Raw genomic sequence first — 16250 nt, forward strand, 5'->3', positions numbered from 1 at the left:
CACGGCTCCAGTAATTCTGTACGCTATAACAGGTCGTTCAGGACAGGTAATAGCTCCCTTTTGGGGCACCTGCAAATAGTGGCATAGCTTGTTCCATCAACTCTTTAGGAAAGTTATCAACTGAGGCTCTATGTGCCTCAATGCTAAGCCAACGTTCGATGACAGCAAAGGCTCCAGGGCTGTCATGCTTACGTAGTACATCATAAGAGACACATCCCTTAGAATGCGTAATATAGTCCGTTAGAGATTGAAGAAAGCTAAAGAGTTGTTCACTTTTCCCATCGGCTGCTTGAAACTCCCCAATACGCACAATCATCTTGGCCTCCATACCTTTAATCACGATTTGTACATGCAAAGCTACCTGATACAGATTTTTTTTCAATAGATCTAACTATCCTCTTTACAATAACATGTATATTTTTAATAAGTTAAAAGTTCTAATCGTCATGTAAGAGATCTCTCAAGCAGATGTCAGAGATCATAAGCATCATTTAGCGGTATTATAAGAAGGCATTCCCAACCTATTGTTTTTTCGGCACATTATATTTATTTCAATGATGTTAGCGCTTTTTTTTTACTAAAATATGATTATGCCAATAAGCTAGTTTTGTAAAATCAACTTACACCAAGGATGGAGTTGTAGGAATTAGTAATGGAATCAATTATTCATTTCGACGAGATATTGGATCTTGTTGGTACCCCAGAAAATAAGCTTAAACGCTATCAGCGTTGCCTCAAAGAGTTTGAAAGTCTCAACTATGATGACCCTTTCATTCAGCAAATACGTAAAGAGCTCATTCAACTCGAGATAAGTCTAAACCCTCACATAGGTCCTACAGCCACGAGCATGACAACAAGATCACAGCAAAAGCTCACCAAGGACCGTTCAGCTTAAGTAAAAAGTAATTTCCAATTAAAATACAGCTAGTTAATTTAAAAAGATAATAAATAGAGGTAAAAATGAGACAAAAGCGAGCTGCTCTCTATTCATCTTATTTGGCTAATACATTAGCCTCTATTCATGGAGTAATTAATCCCCTGGCAGCGATTAACTCCCCTAGATGGTTTGCTAATCTAACAACAAGTACATTAGATGATGTTCATTCAAGCAAAAGGATTTGCTAGCTTTTTTCTCCTATCACATTCAAATCGGTCTCAATAAAGTCGCTGGAACTCCAGCTACCACAGTATTACTAGCGACATTCTTCACGACTACAGCACCAGCAGCCACAACGGCATTATCGCCTATGGTGACGCCAGGCAATATTTTAGCCCCCATACCAACCCAGACATTGTTGCCGATAGTAATAGGTAGCGCACTTTCTAGGCCCAAGCGTCGCTTCTGTGCATCTATAGGGTGTGTCACCGTTGTGATCATTACGCCGGGAGCTAAAAGCACATCATCACCTATTTGAACAGGTGCGGCATCAAGAATTATCACGCCGTGATTGGCATAAAAATTACTTCCTACTGAGATATTGAAACCATAGTCACAGTAAAATGGCACCTCTATGGTATGGCTTTCACAACGGTTAAATAGTTGACAAATTAAGCGTTCACTTTCCAGCTTTAGATCGGGTGCTAATTGATTAAATTGATGGCATAACTGTTTGGCTTTCAACCTATCTGCAGCTAGCTCGTCATCATTTGCCAGAAAATTTTCACCCGCTAACATCTTCAATTTTTCGCTCATATTTACCTTCTCAATCAAAAGTCACCGCAATAAATATTCACTTTTTCGATTCGGTAATCATCAAATACCAATCGACATCAACCGATTCAAGACCCCAAATACTCAGCCTATAAAGCGAGTAGAGTTAGGCTATAAAGCAAAAAAGGCCGAAGTATCACTTCAGCCTTTAATCAATCGGTAAACAATACTAGCAATTACATATCACATGGCTTTAATGGCTTACGCAGTTGAGCGCGCACATTGTCCATGCCTGAATAAAACTCTTTCATCATCAGCAAGCCCATCATCTTACCGTTGTCGGTGACAATCAAGTTATCAGGATCGCTCGGATCATTCTTAATCGCACCAATCGCCTTCATAGATGTCATCTCTTTGAACAGAGCTGTATCTAAATTAACACCGAAGGTCTCACGGAAGTATTTACGAGATAAACGACCAGAGAACATGCCTAGCAGGAAGCGATATTGCATCACATCTTTCTTACTGTAGTTCTTCTGCTGCTCAACACCCATTCGGCCAGCTGCAATGTTTTCATGATACTTACGTAGGGAGAAGTTATTTACGTATAAGGTATCATCCAAGAAGCTAAACGAACCAGAACCGACGCCTAAGTACTCATCATAATCGATGACATACTCATCGAAACCTTCATTATCAGTCTTGCCAAAAGCCCAAGCAGACAACTGATTGTATTGCCCATTTAAGCTATTAAGAATTTGACGATATTGACGTGCCATATCTCCCTGAGATGCCGCCAATTTGCCTTTCACACTCTTACGAGTCTGATGTGTGATCATTAGTGGATAGGTAGTGATCTGGCGCGGATCCAGCTTTGAAGCCATATCGAGATCATGTTGAATGATCTCATCAGTCTGGCCCCTGAAGCCAAAAATAAGATCGACATTAATGATCGGAAACAGCTCTTTAGCTGCCATGATTTTATCAAATGTCTGCTGGCCTGAACCAAACTTTTCGATTCTGTCAGTCATGGTCAGGATGTCATCATTAAAGCTCTGAACCCCAATAGACATACGATCAACAAGCCCTTCAAGCTGTTTAAAACCAGGGCTATCTAAGTGTTGTGGATCAGACTCACAAGAAACCTCTTTAATACTTGGAAACAGCTTCTTTGCATGTTCAATCGTACGTGCAAGCTCATCTTCCAGTACCGTAGTCGTACCGCCACCAATATACATAGACTCAAAGTCATAACCTAAGGCCTTAACCATATCCATCTCTTTACGTAGCGAGATGAAATAAGCACGTGCCTTATCCTCTTTAAAAAGGAAGCGATGGAAAGTACAAAATGAGCAAAGGGTATGACAGAAAGGAATATGTGCATAAAGCATATATTTCTTGCCTTCGACTGGCGTAGGCATCATATCTGCAGATTGGGTATCAAGTCTCAGATTCTTGTCCACATAAAACTGCATGACACGCTCCATCGCGCCGAGCATCCAGTTTGGAACAGTAATATCCGCCTGATAGGGCTTAATAATCTCACTGCCGTTGGGTTGAATAATTGATGACATAAAATTCCTATCTGAGACTGGCTTGAAAAGGTCAGGGACGTAATAACTTAAAAGAGTGGCACATCCTATATTGGCCGCACAAAAGTATCACTTTAGTTATAGGCAAAACGTGAACTGGTTATAACTTACAACAGCAATTTAGATTTTCACTACCAATTTGTTAAGCAGATCATATTTTAGCTCTTGCGAATTTACACTCTTGTTAACTCATTCAATCTCTTAGCACTCATTAACCTTCTCCTTCAGCCAAACTACCTAGGGAGATGAATAATCTCTCCAGGATTTTTTTTAAAGTAGCGCTTAAATTCACGACTAAACTGCGCAGCGCTCTCATAGCCCACTTCGAGCGCAGCATCTTTAACTTTAAGCCCCTGCTGCTGCAATAGATCTCTTGCCTTATTAAGACGGATTTTCTTCAAATATTGTATCGGTGAGCAACTGGTTACCTCTTTAAAGCAACGATGAAAAGCTGAAGGGCTCATACTGACTAATTTGGCAAGTTGCTCCACTTCGATACTAGATCCATAATTTTTATGAATGAAGCTCAATGCTTTATCAATGCGTGACAAACGAGTATGACTCATTGAAAGCGCATATAAAGGCGCCGAGTTAGGCTGTTCAAGCAAACGAAATAGCAACTCTTGCAGCAATGCTTGGCCAAGGGCTTCCGCCTCAAGCGGAGATTGTAATGCCTCTAATAAACGCACCACGCAATTGTTCATATCATCACTATTATCAGCAATAAAATAGCCAGGCAGATGGGACTCACCTATGTCTGTAGGAAGTTGATAATGTGCATCCATGACTCGAATCAAGTGATTAAGCTGCGGCAGATCAATATCAACGACTAACACGAGTACAGGTTCTTCGGGCGTAGCAAATGTCTCGCACTCCACCGGCATAGGGACCGTCATCACTAAGGTATTATTCGTATCGTAATCGAATACATTATCATCTAGATACACGCGCTTTTTCCCTTGGCCTACAATGAGCACACCTTGGTAATAGCACAGTGGGCCAGGCTCTGCATATTTCGAGCAGCGAAATATTTTAACCCCATCTAGTGCAGTGTCATTCATCCCCTCTTCATGCGCTAACGCGGCCATTAAATGGGCTGTACCTTGCATAAACCACCTCTCAACTATAATGACAAAATAATACCCTATAAATGCTAAAAAGCATCAAAATAGCCATAAATCGAGGTTTTAAAGTAAAAATAGATAGAAATAGGCAAGAAGTGTCCAGCAATGTGTATTCCTATACTGTCAAATTTGACTAATATTAGCCTAAGAATTTACAGCTTAATAAAATAGGTTATGACCATGCTCAATTTTGACTATCGAAATCCTACTCATATCGTCTTCGGTAAAGATAGAATCGCAGAACTGGATCAACTCATCCCAGCCGATGCTAGAGTCATGGTGACTTATGGTGGCGGTAGCGTAAAACGTTTTGGCACACTAGATAAAGTGCTATCTGCGCTAGGGTCACGCCACATTGTTGAGTTTGGCGGCATAGAAGCGAACCCTAAGTTTGAAACCTTAGCTAAAGCCGCGACACTTGCTCGCGAAGAGTCTGTCGACTTTCTATTAGCCGTAGGTGGCGGTTCAGTCATGGACGGCACTAAATTCATTGCCCTAGCAACCAAACATGAAGGCGATGCGAGCAGCCTACTTTTTCATGGTTTTGCGCCTGTACCTTTAGACAGTAAAGACGTATTACCATTGGGCACCATCGCAACTTTACCCGCAACGGGTTCTGAGATGAACGCCTTTGGTGTCATCAGTTACCAAGGTGGTAAGTTTCCAGTCAATCACCCAAGCATCTACCCAACATTCTCATTGCTGGATCCAACACTGACCTTTAGCTTGCCTAAAATCCAAGTGGCTAACGGTGTAGTTGATGCCTTCGTTCATGTACTTGAGCAATATGCGACCTACCCTGTGGATGCCAGAGTACAAGATAGAACGGCCGAAGGTATCATGCGTACGCTCATCGAAATTGGCCCAGTTACTGTGGCCGAGCCTGAAAACTATCAAGCACGAGCTAACCTTATGTGGAGTGCGACTTCTGCACTCAATGGCATGATAGGTGTCGGGGTACCTTTCGACTGGACCACTCACATGATAGGTCATGAGCTCACAGCTCTGTTTAATATCGATCATGCGCAAACACTTGCTGTTGTATTACCATCTGTTTGGCGTATTCGTAGCACACAAAAGCAGGCTAAATTGCTCCAATATGCAGAGCGTGTTTGGGATATCACAGAAGGTGATGAAGCAGCCCGTGTAGAGCAAGCGATAGTAAAAACAGAGAACTTCTTCCAGCAAGTAGGACTCAAGACCCGTTTGCGTGATCATGATGTCACTAAAGAGCAAATCTCTAGTGTCATCGATGCACTAGAAGCCCACGGTATGACCGCGCTATCAGAGTCTGGCGATCTAGACTTAGATATCAGCCGAGAAATTTTAGAGATGGCTTGGTAAAATCTAACGTCACCTCAGCTCTTATAATGCAACAAAACACACCCAGCCAATAATGCTTTGGGTGTGTTTACAAGTTATCACAACAGCATACCTTTTGCCCATTCACACGGAATGACTCCGCCCTAACAACACGAGGATGTTTGCTGCCTATTTTGACAAGTTTCACCTTCTGGTATGCACTGAGTGATACCAGATTTTATTGCTTCATTTAGTAACTCAAACGACTTTATTATGTTATCGCGGGAAGTGGCGATATTCATCCTCATAAAATTGTAGTCTTCAGCACCAAACCAGTTCCCAGGTGTTAGCCCCATTTTTGCTTCTTTAAAAATCAAGTTATTAAGCTGTATTTCAGATAAATTGAGGCCAGTGAAATCAAACCAGATTTGGTAGGTACCTTCTGGCTTATAGAGCTTTATCTGGGGGAGTTCAGCCTCTAAGTATTGGGTTACCCAGTTAACAGTCTCCTTTAAGTAAATAAGCATGTCATCTAGCCACTCATCACCTTTTTCAAACGCAGCAATCGTGGCGAAAGTAGTCAATGCGTTTCCATGATCTAGGTACATAGCAGAAACATCTGACTTTATTTGAGAGAGCATTGTTTTATCATTGGTATAGATATAGCCATTGGAAATACTATGCATACCGAAAGTCTTTGCCGGGGACCCTATAAGCGCAATGACATTATGATAGTCAAAGCTTGTTAAGCTAGTGAACTCATTACCGTCGTAGACAATATCAGCATGCACTTCATCACTAATAATTAAAACATTATGACGTTGTGATATTTCGACTAACTTAGCCAGCTCAACTCGAGTCCAAACCCTACCAGTAGGATTATGAGGGTTACAAAATATCATCACTTTGACATTTCGCTGCAGTAATTGCAGCTCTAAAGCTTCAAAGTCTATCTGGTAACTTTTGCCATTGCTGACTAACGCACTTCTAACTACTTGGCGCTCAGCTTTTTCAATTAAATTGGCGAATTGATGGTAGGCAGGCGTATGAATAAGCACACCATCACCTTTGTTAGTCATCAATCTTAACAATAAAGCGATACCGGATAAGACTCCCGGAACCTGTACAAAACTTTGCTTAGATAGAGTGACATTATGCCGTCTGTCATACCAATCCGAAATCGCAGAAAAGATATGCTTCTCTTTAAACTCATATGAATAGACACCTCGATTAACCAAACGCTCAAGCTCTTGCGTAATTGGTTCTGCAATCTGAAAATCCATATCTGCAACCCAGTATGGAAATAGGTCACTGGTGTTATAAAAACTATTCAGCATCTCAGGTTGGCTTTTGATAAAGCTGTTCTCACCATAAGTTGATGTGCTGTTAAACGAAGACATATGACACTCCTAATTAGATTTTTTGGATTCAAGCTCAACAATCTAATAGAAGACGAGGGGACTCAAAAAAAGATGCAAAATTTTGCACACATTAACGCGCCAATCTTCCAAACAGCGTTTTTAGCACAAAGCCTCTCCCCTATGACAGTCTATTAGCGACTTAGCCTAGCTCGGCAATTATCTTTTGAGTAAGCGCCTGTAGTCCCTTACCTTTGTTACTGATTTTCCATGCGATAAAATTATCCCAAACAGGCCCCTCTATAAGAGGTAACTGGCGTAACTGGCCATTATCTATATATTGTTGCACTCGCAGCCTAGGTAGGTGCCCTATACCTATCCCAGCCAAAATGGCTTCGAGCTTTTGATCTATAGTTTGTACATAAAACCTTCTACCTTCATTACTCAAGCCTGCACTACGCCGAATATCAGTGACTGATGTGTCATGGGTGATAACGCGGCGGACCTTAGGCAAAAGCATCTCAATATTCTCAGGCTGTACGATGAGATCAGCGAATTCATGATGAGAAGCAATCACTGGCAATAGATCCACAGATGCTAAAGGAATTGCACGGTAGCCCTTTTGTAAGGGAACGGGGCCAGGTGAGCCAACAATCAAATCGGCTTTATCTTGCTCGAGAGCCTCCCAGCCACCATTGAGAACCGACTCACTCACATCAATCTCAATACTAGGATGCTCTTTAAGGAAGTCATTCAACACAGTAAAAAATACTGGATAAGGCTTGAGTGACTCGATAGCGATGCTGATATGTGTCTCCCAGCCTGTAGCAACCTCCTTCGCTTTACTGGCTAAACGCGTGGTGGCTTGCACTATTTCCCTCCCCTCATCCAATATGAGCTGGCCTGAAGGAGTTAACACACTGCGACGACCCTGACGTTGAAATAGGGCTATATCTAACTGCTCTTCTAGCTTCTGCACCGCATATGAAACTGCCGAAGTCGCCTTGTTCATCTCCTCTGCCGCTTTCGCGAAACTACCGCGACGCTCAATCGCATCGAGAATTTGTAACACCTCTATCGTGATCGGATTTCTCTGCATAGCGACTCCATCAATAGTTCTAATTTTTAGAACATTCTAAACAACAAATAGGGGTTATTGTAATTTTTGTGACCATTACAATGGTTTCATCAATTAGGTAATCACACAAAATTTGGAGCCGAACCATGAAAAGCCTGACTCAACTAACTCACAAGCTTACACAAACAGCCAAAGGGCTAGATACCCTGCCACTTCGTATTGGTGCAGGGGTAATTTTTGCCGCACACGGCAGTCAGAAACTGTTCGGCTGGTTTGGTGGATATGGTTTAGATGGCACGGCGGGTTGGATGGCCTCAATTGGGCTCGAGCCAGGCTTACTGATGGCTGCGCTTGCAGGCGGTGCAGAGTTTTTCGGCGGCGTTTTACTAATACTAGGTTTATTTGTGCGCCCAGCCGCCTTAGTGCTGGCAATCACTATGCTGGTTGCCATCGTCAGTGTGCATCTGCAAAACGGGCTATTTATGTCTAATAACGGCTATGAGTTTGGCTTAGCCCTACTTGTCATTAGCTTAGGACTCGTCTTTAGAGGTGCTGGTAGCTTAAGTGGCGACCGCATGCTGCAGCAAAGGCTAGCTAAATAACGAACAAAGACCCAATTACTCAATATCTGGAGCTAGATACATGACGACATTACACATCAATAGCAGTGCACGGTTGAAAGACTCAAATACTCGCATTGTCGGCCAATACCTAACTGATGCGTTAGCTATGCCTGTCATAGCCCGAGATTTAGCAAAACAAGCATTACCTCCAATCAGCGCTCAAGATCTAATGGATGTTCACGGTTCAAATGATACTCAGCGAGCTAGCTTGCAAGAACAGCTGTCGCTTTCGGTAAGCTTGGTTGATGAGCTAAACAGCGCAGATACGTTAGTGATCGGGGTACCTATGTATAACTTTGGCATTCCAGCCTCACTGAAACAGTGGATTGATGCTATCTGTCGTGCAGGTGTTAGCTTTAGCTATACCGATAAGGGCCCAGTTGGCTTACTCGACATCAAGCGCGCTTTCATCATCACTGGCAGCGGCGGCACACCTATCGGTAGTGAGATGGATTATGCCAGTGGTTATCTTGAACATATCTGTAAATTTATTGGAGTTAAAGAGGTGTTTCATATCCATGTCAGCGGCTCGAAAGGCTCGCCGGAACAGGTCATTGCAGATGCTAAACAGCAGGTAGATATGTTAATTCTATCAGTTTTTTCCGACGAAACTGCAGGGGCAGCATAATGGGACTTTTACAAAACGGTAAGTGGGTCGATAAATGGTATGACACCAAAAACAGTGACGGTAGTTTTCGCCGTCAGGCAAGTAGCTTCAGACACTGGATAACTGCAGATGGGGAAGCAGGTCCTAATGGTGAGAAAGGTTTCAAAGCCGAGAAGGGACGCTACCAACTTTACGTGTCATTGGCCTGCCCTTGGGCCCATCGCGCCCTGATTTTTCGTGAGCTAAAGCAACTTCAAGATTATATCGACGTGACCGTTGTTGAACCTATCATGCTGGAAAATGGTTGGGAGCTGAATGACCCGTTATACGAGTTTAACTTTCTCTATCAGCTGTATTTAAAAGGCGATGCCAATTATGAAGGGCGAGTGACTGTACCAGTGCTATGGGATAAGCATACACAAACCATAGTCAGCAACGAGTCATCTGAAACAATCCGCATGTTCAACACGGCATTTAACTCGCTAACTGGCAACACTGCAGATTATTACCCGCTAGCGCTACGACAAGAGATTGATAGCGTGAACGACCGCATCTACGACACCATAAATAATGGTGTTTACCGTGCAGGTTTTGCTACCACGCAGCAAGCCTATGAAGAGGCCTGTTACAGCCTTTTCGACTCCCTAGAATGGCTGGAAAAACGATTAACTCAGCAGCGCTATCTCGTTGGTGAGCAGATAACTGAAGCTGACTGGCGACTATTTACGACGTTAATCCGTTTCGATGCCGTCTACTTTGGCCACTTCAAGACCAACCTTAAACGAGTAACCGACTTCCCTGCTATCAGTGGTTATATACGCGAGCTCTACCAAGTATCAGGAGTCGCAGACACAGTAAGTTTTGAACATATCAAAACCCATTACTATGCCAGCCACCTGATGATCAATCCCACCGGCGTGGTACCCATTGGACCCAAAGAGGACTTTAACCTTCCTCATGGGAGGGAAAGTCTTTAACCCACCTCTCCAATGGTATGTAAATAATCCACCTTCTAAAGAAGGTGGCTTTAAAATGACTCCCTATAAGGGAGCTTTAGTTACTGTGCACCTGCAAGTCGCCGTTGATATATCCCTATAGGCTCTACTAAATCACTGACCGCTATGGATGGCAGGGAATGCAGGTAAATGTATGGAACAGTTCCAGCACTGATTTAGAAGCTTGCACTGCACTATTCACTAAACCTCTGCACAAAGTTCGGTATAAAAAGGCTCTATTTACGACTTCAGGCAAAGCCTATAGATGATAACCACCTACTGAAGTAAGTGGTTTAGGGCTGAAAATAAAAGTGGCATATCCATCCCATAAGATGAATATGCCATTTTCACTCTATGCATGCAGCGAGGGGCCTTATAGGGTCGTATTCACACCCATGTGATCACGACATTTATATATCCAGATAAAATACCTACAACAGGCAATAGATAGAATGGATGCGAAGGGGTTTCAAGCGTTGACCAAATATCGAAAGCTTAACTCACCAAGTTAACCAATGAGTATTCCACTTGGTTATCCTCACATAAAAAAACACCCTGCTAGTTAACTAACAGGGTGCTTACTTATCACTTATAGCTCGTAGCTCGTAGCTCGTAGCTCGTAGCTCGTAGCTCGTAGCTCGTAGCTCAGCAGAACTTACTCTTTATATTTAAGCGTGCCATTCTCTTTGATTTCGTCAAACCAAAGGTTGTGATGCTGGCTTGCCCAAGTTTCATCACAGTAGCCTGAAACCATACACTCCATACCACCTTCAGACATAACAGTTGCCATGAAGATATGTACGATAGAGAACGCGGTAATGATGATTGCGCTCACAGAGTGAAGCACTAGTGCGATTAAGCTTAGTGTACGGCTAGGCTCGAACAAGTTCGGGAATAGCAGCAACATACCAGAAGCAGAGATAACTAGGCCAAAGATAGCAAATGCCCAGAACCACAACTTCTCGCCGGCGTTCGCGAAACCTGCATCAGGGTGCTTACCTTTGAATGGACCGAAATTGATGTAACCACCAACAACCATCATCCACTTGATGTCGTACATCTTTGGTAACTGGTTCTTAGCCCATAAGGTGACCATCAGCGCCCAACCTAACATGAAAGGAATAGCCATAAAGTCATGTACTTGCTTAGCAGCATATACAAAACCAGCCCATACACCTTCAGGTAAATAAGGTTGGAAGAAGAAGCGTCCGGCCAATAGAGTAAGACCTGTCAATATCAATAGCAGACACGGAATAGCGCCAAGCCAGTGAATAGATACATCAAATTTTGACCAACGGTATACTAGCTTGCCGGAAAACCCGCCATGTAGCTTAGAGATACCATTCACTTTAATGAACAATACAAAGATGATGATCATGCCAAATAGCGCTGCCATTAAAGCAGGTGCTAATAGGTCACTACGTAACTCAAGCACACGAAGATCATAGGTATTGATTGGCTGATTGTGGAACTCACCATGAGAGGTAGTTTCACCCGTAGCCCCTGCTTTTAGCTGTGACCAGATCTGGCCATCAGTAGCAACAGGCTGCTCAGCAGAGCCAGCTTGAGCCAAACCAATAGCACTGAAGATCAGCACTAAAGTTAAGCCTATCTGTTTGAACAATTTGTTCATATTACATCCTCAATTGTCGCACCGAGCCAAGCTGACTCGACGCGAACATTTTGGCTTAATACGTTTGAGTCGTTAATCTTGAAAGATTAACCCCAAATCGCATTTTTAGAGCCACGGTATGCAACACGCTCACGGAAGATAGATGAGATAATCTCTGCATCACCCGCAAGTAACGACTTAGTCGCACATAGCTCAGCACACATAGGTAGCTTACCTTCAGCGATACGGTTTGAACCGTACTTCTGACGCTCTGCATCAGAATGATCTTCTTCAGGACCACCCGCACAGAAAGTACACTTATCCATCTTGCCGCGGCTACCAAAAGCGCCCTTCTTAGGGAACTGAGGTGCGCCAAACGGACAAGCATATAGACAGTAACCACAACCGATACAGGTATCTTTATTGTGTAGTGTTAAGCCATCTTCAGTCTTGTAGAAACAGTTAGCTGGACATACTGCTTCACAAGGTGCATCGGTACAGTGCATACATGCCACTGAGATAGATGCTTCACCTGGTTGACCATCGTTGATAGTCACTACGCGGCGACGTTGAATGCCCCACTCAAGTGCTGAGTCGTTTTCGTTCTTACATGCTGTGACACAACCGTTACATTCGATGCAGCGCTTGGTATCACATAAAAATTTCATTGTAGCCATAACGGCAATTCTCCTAGCTTACGCTTTCTCAATCTGACAAAGCGAAGACTTGGTTTCCTGCATTTGAGTCACAGGGTCATAACCATAAGTCAATGCAGTGTTCGCTGACTCACCAATCACATAAGGTACTGTACCTTCAGGGTAGTTAGGTGCCAGGCTTTCACCGTGCATCTCACCCGCGAAGTGGTAAGGCATCCAAGTTACACCAGGCTTAACGCGTGGAGTCACCATAGCTTGGATCTTAATACGACCACCTTCAGCACCTTCTAACCATACTGTGTCACCGTTACGGATACCGCGATCAGCAGCATCTGCAGGGTTAATTTCAACAAACATATGCTGTTGAAGTTCTGCTAGCCATGGGTTAGAACGAGACTCTTCACCACCACCTTCGTACTCAACTAGGCGACCAGAGGTCAAGGCTAGTGGGTACTGAGCTGAGTTGTCATTGTCTTGAATCGTCTTGTACAGCGTAGGTAGACGGTGAACCTGCATATCAGCATATGTAGGATATTTAGAAACCAGATCACGACGAGGCGTGTATAACGGCTCACGGTGAACAGGAACCTGATCAGGGAATGTCCATACGATACAACGCGCTTTAGCGTTACCGTAAGGGATACAACCATGCTTCATTGCAACACGCTGGATACCACCAGAAAGATCGGTCTTCCAGTTTTTGCCATCGGCTTCAGCTTTCTCAGTTGCTGTTAGGTCATCCCACCAGCCAAGTTGCTTAAGCATCTCAGAGGTAAATTCTGGGTAACCGTCAGTGATTTCAGCACCTTTAGAGAAGCTACCTTCTGCAAGTAGGTTCTTACCTTTGTACTCAACACCGTAACGAGCACGGAAGTTACCGCCACCCTCAAGCACGTGCTTGTGTGTGTTATAAAGAATTTGAGTACCTGGATGCTTCTGCTCTGGCGTACCCCAACATGGCCAAGGTAGACCATAAGTATCACCTTTAGCAGGGCCGCCGGTTGCTTCAAGCGTCTTGTTGCTGAAGGTGCCCCAGTTTTGAGTGTGCATCTTCAAACGCTCAGGGCTTTGACCTGACATACCGATAGTCCACATACCGCGGTTAATTTCGCGAGTAATGTCTTCGATAACAAGCACGTCATTAGCGTCTTTAGCAATACGCTTAGTGAACTCTTTAGCAAAGCCAAGCTTCTGTGAAAGGCGGTACATGATCTCAAGGTCGGTCTTAGACTCGAACAATGGCTCAATAACCTTTTCACGCCACTGCTGGCTACGACCTGAATTAGATACTGAACCTTCAGTCTCAAACTGAGTCGCTGCTGGAAGTAGGTAAACACCATTTTGACGACGGTGCATAACACCAGCCATAGTTGGGAACGGATCCACAACAACAACAGTGTCCATCTTATCTAATGCTTCACGCACGTCACGCTGACGTGTCTCAGTGTTAACTGATTGACCCCAGAAGAATGCCATACGAACACGGTCTTTCTGAGCCAGTGCTTCAGGTGTCTCTAGTACACCGTCATGCCAGCGAGAACATGGAATACCAGGAGTGTTCATTGGAACGCGACCTAGGTACTCGTTCTGATCGAAACGATTCTTAACCCAATCAAACTCTAGGTCCCATACATGAGACCAATGCTTCCAAGAGCCTGTCTTAAGGCCGTAGTAACCAGGTAGCGTATCAAACAGCAGACCTAAATCGGTTGCGCCCTGTACGTTATCGTGACCACGGAAGATGTTAGTACCACCACCTTTAACGCCCATGTTTCCTAGCGCAAGCTGAAGGATACAGTAAGCACGCGTGTTAGCGTTACCAACGTGATGCTGAGTACCACCCATACACCAAACAACAGTACCAGGACGGTTATCTGCCATCATCTTAGCGGCTTGGTAAACTTCCTCTTCACTACATCCTGTGATGTTAGCGACTTCTTTAGGTGGGAACTTCTTCACTTCTTCGCGAATAGTTTCCATCTCGAACACGCGCTGTTCGATAAATGTCTTATCTTCCCAGCCATTTTCGAAGATGTGCCAAAGCATACCGTAGATGAATGGAATATCAGTACCTGGGCGAAGTCCGCAATGTAGATCGGCGTGAGCAGCAGTACGTGAGAAACGTGGATCAACCACGATGACTTTAGCGTTGTTCTTCTCTTTCGCTATCAAGATATGCTGCATTGCAACAGGATGCGCTTCAGCTGGGTTTGCCCCAATGAAGAAGATTGCATTAGCATTCTGAATATCGTTGAAAGAGTTAGTTTGCGCACCGTAGCCCCAAGTGTTTGCAACACCGGCTACCGTGGTAGAGTGACAGATTCGTGCAGAGTGATCGACGTTGTTGGTTCCCCACATAGCCGCAAATTTGCGGTACATGTAACAACCTTCGTTCGAGAACTTCGCGCTACCCATAAAGTAAAGTGAATCAGGACCTGACTCTTTACGGATATCTAGCATCTGGTCGCCAACTTCGTTGAAAGCTTGCTCCCAAGATAGTTTCTTCCACTTGCCATCAACAAGTTTCATTGGGTATTTAAGACGCTTCTCACCGTGACCATGTTCACGCAGTGCAGCACCTTTAGCACAGTGACCACCAGCATTGAAAGGATGATCAAATGCAGGCTCTTGACCTGTCCAAACACCATTTTGAACTTCAGCGTATAGACCACAACCTACCGCACAAGCACTACATACAGTACGCTTGATCTCGATCGGAGCATCATGTGGAATATCTTTAGCTTCTGCACGGCGCATCATGCCAGTGCCTAAAAGTGAAGCTGCTGCAATACCACCAGAAGTGATACCTGCATGCTTCATAAACTGACGACGGCTAATGCCTAGAGTCTTTTTCTCGACTTTAGGTGCCTCGTTTGATTTGCGAGTTAATTGCATCGCTCGAACTCTCCTAAATTAGCTACGCAAGCTATTGTAATAACTACGGATATGTGCAGTCTCATGGTAGCCATCAGCACCTTTGGCGCTTACATTGCTCTCTGTTGCTTGAGCAGCACTTACACCAGTAACGGCAAGAGCAGCTGTTGCTGTGCCACCTATGGTTAGTGCTTTCAGCAAAGATCTGCGGTTCAGATCAGGCTGTTGCTTCTTCATTCTTACCCCTAGAAAGGAATCGTTAAATATTAGGAATGTTCAAAATCAAGATTGGAACCGAAACACACGTAAACAAACTGTTAACGGTGGTTATTCATTCGAACCAAATTGTATTTTTATACAAACACCCAGTAAATTGCCCCGGCAATATAGGTAAAGCAGCCACAAAAAAGATTGATCTGAGTCGATGTAGCACAGTAAGAAATTGGGCTTAATTGGCAAATTGTTAAGCCTGTCAAATTTCTTAAAACTCTGTGAACTCATTTTCATGCTGAATTAAGCAAAAATTCATCAAGCAGTTGTAACAAGCTTGTATCATCTAACGTATTGAAAGTGAGAAGTTTTTGATAAGCATTATCAATTACGTCAAGGCTAATATAGGGAGAGTTAAAGTGACGAGGTGCGAGGTGCGAGGTGCGAGGTGCGAGGTGCGAGGTGCGAGGCAATGATTAAGCAGAGGCTGGAGCAAAACAAGATACAAGACCATAAAAACGAGGCTCCAACTGTCAACCTCTCCCCTTTCTTCTACCTCTCGGTTTAT

Annotated in this window: 15 protein-coding genes; 5 read left to right on the forward strand and 10 right to left on the reverse strand. The window is 43.8% G+C overall.

The window, feature by feature from the left end; genetic code table 11:
* Window positions 1-37 precede the first annotated feature (37 nt).
* Window positions 38-316, reverse strand: coding sequence for a putative quinol monooxygenase (locus BM736_RS16205; RefSeq protein WP_076414050.1), 279 nt, complete (start codon window positions 314-316; stop codon window positions 38-40).
* 336 nt (window positions 317-652) lie between these two features.
* On the opposite strand from BM736_RS16205, the gene BM736_RS16210 reads away from it, so the two are divergent.
* Window positions 653-895 (forward strand): hypothetical protein, encoded by a 243-nt coding sequence (locus BM736_RS16210; protein ID WP_076414052.1) that lies wholly within the window; start codon window positions 653-655, stop codon window positions 893-895.
* A gap of 249 nt (window positions 896-1144) precedes the next feature.
* Here BM736_RS16210 and BM736_RS16215 read toward each other — a convergent pair whose 3' ends face one another.
* From BM736_RS16215 to BM736_RS16225, 3 genes are all read right to left on the reverse strand, one after another.
* A complete protein-coding gene (locus BM736_RS16215; protein WP_143562414.1) occupies window positions 1145-1693 on the reverse strand; it encodes a sugar O-acetyltransferase in 549 nt (182 codons plus the stop codon).
* Between the two features lie 194 nt (window positions 1694-1887).
* A complete protein-coding gene (locus tag BM736_RS16220; RefSeq protein WP_076414054.1) occupies window positions 1888-3225 on the reverse strand; it encodes a coproporphyrinogen III oxidase family protein in 1338 nt (445 codons plus the stop codon).
* Between the two features lie 251 nt (window positions 3226-3476).
* Complete coding sequence (locus BM736_RS16225) at window positions 3477-4352, reverse strand: AraC family transcriptional regulator (RefSeq protein WP_076414056.1); 876 nt, start codon at window positions 4350-4352, stop codon at window positions 3477-3479.
* Window positions 4353-4547: 195 nt separating this feature from the next.
* Between BM736_RS16225 and BM736_RS16230 the strand changes: the two genes are divergently transcribed.
* A complete protein-coding gene (locus tag BM736_RS16230; RefSeq protein WP_076414058.1) occupies window positions 4548-5711 on the forward strand; it encodes an iron-containing alcohol dehydrogenase in 1164 nt (387 codons plus the stop codon).
* Between the two features lie 122 nt (window positions 5712-5833).
* On the opposite strand, the gene BM736_RS16235 is transcribed toward BM736_RS16230, so the two are convergent.
* Entirely contained in the window at window positions 5834-7069 is a 1236-nt protein-coding gene (locus BM736_RS16235; protein WP_076414060.1) for a MalY/PatB family protein, read from the reverse strand.
* 160 nt (window positions 7070-7229) lie between these two features.
* Complete coding sequence (locus BM736_RS16240; protein ID WP_076414062.1) at window positions 7230-8126, reverse strand: LysR substrate-binding domain-containing protein; 897 nt, start codon at window positions 8124-8126, stop codon at window positions 7230-7232.
* 125 nt (window positions 8127-8251) lie between these two features.
* On the opposite strand from BM736_RS16240, the gene BM736_RS16245 reads away from it, so the two are divergent.
* The 3 genes from BM736_RS16245 to BM736_RS16255 are packed head-to-tail and all read left to right on the forward strand — an operon-like array spanning window position 8252 to window position 10312.
* On the forward strand, window positions 8252-8707 hold the full coding sequence (locus BM736_RS16245; protein WP_076414064.1) for a DoxX family protein: 456 nt from the start codon (window positions 8252-8254) through the stop codon (window positions 8705-8707).
* 40 nt (window positions 8708-8747) lie between these two features.
* A complete protein-coding gene (locus BM736_RS16250; RefSeq protein ID WP_076414066.1) occupies window positions 8748-9356 on the forward strand; it encodes an FMN-dependent NADH-azoreductase in 609 nt (202 codons plus the stop codon).
* Window positions 9356-10312: a glutathione S-transferase family protein gene (locus tag BM736_RS16255; protein ID WP_076414068.1), complete on the forward strand. Its 957-nt coding sequence runs from the start codon at window positions 9356-9358 to the stop codon at window positions 10310-10312. Before BM736_RS16250 ends, BM736_RS16255 begins: the two co-directional genes overlap by 1 nt.
* A 673-nt stretch (window positions 10313-10985) precedes the next feature.
* On the opposite strand, the gene BM736_RS16260 is transcribed toward BM736_RS16255, so the two are convergent.
* The 4 genes from BM736_RS16260 to BM736_RS16275 form a co-directional block, all read right to left on the reverse strand.
* Window positions 10986-11963, reverse strand: a complete 978-nt coding sequence (locus BM736_RS16260; RefSeq protein WP_076414070.1) for a formate dehydrogenase subunit gamma — start codon at window positions 11961-11963, stop codon at window positions 10986-10988.
* 86 nt (window positions 11964-12049) lie between these two features.
* A complete protein-coding gene (fdh3B, locus tag BM736_RS16265; RefSeq protein ID WP_076414072.1) occupies window positions 12050-12619 on the reverse strand; it encodes a formate dehydrogenase FDH3 subunit beta in 570 nt (189 codons plus the stop codon).
* A gap of 18 nt (window positions 12620-12637) precedes the next feature.
* On the reverse strand, window positions 12638-15493 hold the full coding sequence (locus BM736_RS16270; RefSeq protein ID WP_076414074.1) for a formate dehydrogenase subunit alpha: 2856 nt from the start codon (window positions 15491-15493) through the stop codon (window positions 12638-12640).
* An 18-nt stretch (window positions 15494-15511) separates the two neighbouring features.
* On the reverse strand, window positions 15512-15709 hold the full coding sequence (locus BM736_RS16275; RefSeq protein WP_076414076.1) for a formate dehydrogenase: 198 nt from the start codon (window positions 15707-15709) through the stop codon (window positions 15512-15514).
* Between the last annotated feature and the right edge of the window lie 541 nt (window positions 15710-16250).

This window comes from Shewanella sp. UCD-KL12, assembly GCF_001957125.1.
Lineage (GTDB): Bacteria > Pseudomonadota > Gammaproteobacteria > Enterobacterales > Shewanellaceae > Shewanella.